The organism is Novosphingobium sp. B-7, assembly GCF_000410615.1.
Taxonomy (GTDB): Bacteria; Pseudomonadota; Alphaproteobacteria; order Sphingomonadales; family Sphingomonadaceae; genus Novosphingobium; species Novosphingobium capsulatum.
On record NZ_KE148418.1, the window covers coordinates 1 to 2,973 of the forward strand.

Annotated in this window: 2 protein-coding genes; both read left to right on the forward strand. The window is 68.9% G+C overall.

Annotated elements, in window-relative coordinates; translation table 11 throughout:
• The coding region (locus H926_RS0118080; RefSeq protein WP_022677554.1) for a PD-(D/E)XK nuclease family protein at positions 1 to 1,056 on the forward strand (1,056 nt) is incomplete at its 5' end.
• Positions 1,053 to 2,973 (forward strand): UvrD-helicase domain-containing protein (locus H926_RS28670; protein ID WP_237741092.1); only part of this gene is annotated, 1,921 nt, incomplete at its 3' end. The genes H926_RS0118080 and H926_RS28670, both read left to right, overlap by 4 nt.

Sequence of the window (2,973 nt, forward strand, 5' to 3'; positions counted from 1 at the left end):
CTGGGTGCGCCGGAAGCGGTGCTGAGCTTTGCCGAGCGGGACGCGGGTGGACCGGCGATCCCGTCGCGCTTCCTGCTGCGCATCCGCGCGATGCTGGGCGAAGATGGCGTGGCGTGGGAACGCGACGCGGTCGACCTGGCACAGGCGCTCGATGCCGCGCCCCAGGCCGCCGCCTATCCGCGCCCGCGCCCCATGCCATCGCCGCAGCAACGCCGCGTCGATATTGCCGTGACCGCGCTCGACCGCCTGCGGTCAGACCCCTATCAGTTCTATGCCTCGGCCATTCTTGGCCTCAGGAGCCTGGACCCGCGCGATGCCGATCCCACCCCGGCCTGGCGCGGCACAGCGGTGCACGCCATTCTCGAAGAGTGGCACCAGGCCGGGGCTCCGCCGGGCGAATTGGTGCCGCTGGCCGAGCGCAAGCTGGCGGAAATGAGCGCGCACCCGTTCATGCGCAGCCTGTGGCGCCCGCGCCTGACTGCCGCGCTCGCCTGGATCGAGGATGAGCAGGAAAGCCTTCTCGCCGAAGGGCGCCGCGTGGCCGCGTTCGAATGCTGGGGCGATACGCAGGTCAATGGCATCCGCATCTTTGGCCGGGCCGACCGCATCGACCTGCTGCCCGATGGCACCTTGGCGGTCGTCGACTACAAGACCGGCACGCCGCCATCGGGGCGGATGGTGCAGGAAGGCTTTGCCCTGCAACTGGGGCTCGTCGGCCTGATCGCCCAGGCTGGCGGCTTCAAGGACAAGGACGGCCGCGTGACCGTGGAGGGCGAGCCGACCCGCTTTGAATACTGGTCGCTGGCGCGCAACCGCGAGCGCGGCTTTGGCTATCGTGAAGAGCCGATCCTGGAAGGTCGGCGCAAATCGGGCATCCCGCGCGAGGATTTCCTGCCCGAAACCCGCCGCTTTCTGGACGAGGCGATTGCTCGCTGGATTCTGGGCAACGAGCCGTTCGTCGCGCGGCTCAATCCCGATTTGCCCAGCTATGCCGATTATGACCAACTCATGCGGCTGGAAGAGTGGCAGGGGCGCGGCGGGGGCGAGAGCGCATGAGCAAGGTCTATCCCCTCAAGGGCAACCAGGCGCGCGCGGTGGCGCCGCATCGCACGGTGTGGTTGTCCGCTTCGGCCGGCACAGGCAAGACCCAGGTGCTTTCGGCGCGCGTGCTGCGGCTTTTGCTGCAAGACGGGGTGGAGCCGGAAAATATCCTGTGCCTGACCTTTACCAAGGCGGGCGCGGCGGAAATGGCCACCCGCGTCAACGATGTCCTGGCGCGCTGGGTGCGGCTGGACGATCTGGCGCTGTTCCAGGAACTGGAGGCGATCGGCGCCGACGCGCGGCCGGAAACCCTGGCGCGGGCGCGCAGCCGCTTTGCCGCCGTGCTCGATTGCCCGGGCGGCGGCCTGCGCATCGAAACGATCCACGCCTTTTCGCAATGGCTGCTCTCGGCCTTTCCAGTGGAATCGGGCCTGCTGCCCGGCACCCGCGCGATGGAAGACCGCGATCGCGAACTGCTGGTGCGCGAAGTGCTGGCGCAGATGTTGGTGGAGGCAGAGGAAGCGGGTGACGAGGGCCTGCTCGATGCGCTGGCCCATCTGGCGCTGCGCATGGACCAGGGCAGCGTCATCGGCTTTCTGCTGCGCTGTGCCAAGGCGATAGACCTGTGGCAGGAACCGGGCGCGTGGCGGCCGCCGCTGCGCCCGCGCATCAACCAGATGCTGGGCCTGGCGGCAGACGAGGATGGCAGCGGCGTGGCTGCGCTCTGTGCCGACGATGCGTTTGACGTAGCCTCGGTGCGGTGCTGCATGGCCGCCAATGCGGCTTGGGGCACGCCGACTGGCGCGACGGCTGCAAACATAATGGGCGATTGGCTCGCCGCCGATCCGCAGGCGCGCCTCGCGGGGATCGACGATTTTGCCAAGCTGTTCCTGACGACCAAGGGCGAGGCGAAATCTGCCCGCAACCTGGATAAGCACGAGCCGGCCTATGCCGATTACCAGGCGAGGGTTATCGCCGGGATTACGGCGCTGCGCGATCGCCTCGCGCTGGTCAATCTGGCGGCGCTGCTCGATCCCGCGCTCACCGTGGGGCGGCGCTTTGCCCTGGCGTGGGAGGCGGCGAAGGCGCGCGAAGGCTTCATCGATTTCGACGACCAGATCCGCACCGCCGCCGCGCTGTTGACCGAACGCACCACGGCCGACTGGATTCGCTACAAGCTCGATCGCCGGTTTGATCACGTGCTGGTGGACGAGGCGCAGGATACCAACGAGGCGCAGTGGCGCATCGTGCTCGATGGCTTGGTGCAGGATTTCTTTTCCGGCCAGGGACAAAGCCAGCGAGACCCGCGCACGCTGTTCGTGGTGGGCGATTACAAGCAGGCGATCTTCCGTTTCCAGGGCACGAGCCCGGAAAACTTTGCCAAGGCGCGCGAGCGGGTGCGGCGCGAACTGGCTGGCCTGGCCGAGGCGATGGACGAGCCCGAGCGCGCGCTGCTCTCGCTCGGCCTGGGGCAGTCCTATCGCACGGCGATGCCGATCCTGGCCTTTGTCGACCGCGCGATTGCCGCCATCGGCCCTGATCGCTTTGGCCTGCCCGAAGCGCCCGAACCCCATGTGGGGGATGTGCGGCCGGGCCTGGTGCGGCTGTGGCGGCCGGTGGGCGAGGGCGACGGGGACGAAGAAGAGCTGCCCGAAGCGGGCGAGGAGGGCGGCGAAAACTGGCTCTCGCGCCCCGATCGCGATCTGGCCGACCGGCTGGCGCGCCAGGTGCGGCAATGGCTCGATACGGGATTTCCGCTGCACAAGGGCACCCCGCGCAACGCCCGTGCGGGCGACGTGATGATCCTGGTGCGCAAGCGCAAGGACTTGGCCGGGCTGATCGTGGCGCGCCTGCATGCGCGCGGCGTGCCGGTGGCGGGGGTGGACCGGCTGCGGCTGGGCGCGCCGCTGGCGGGGAAGGATCTGATGGCCG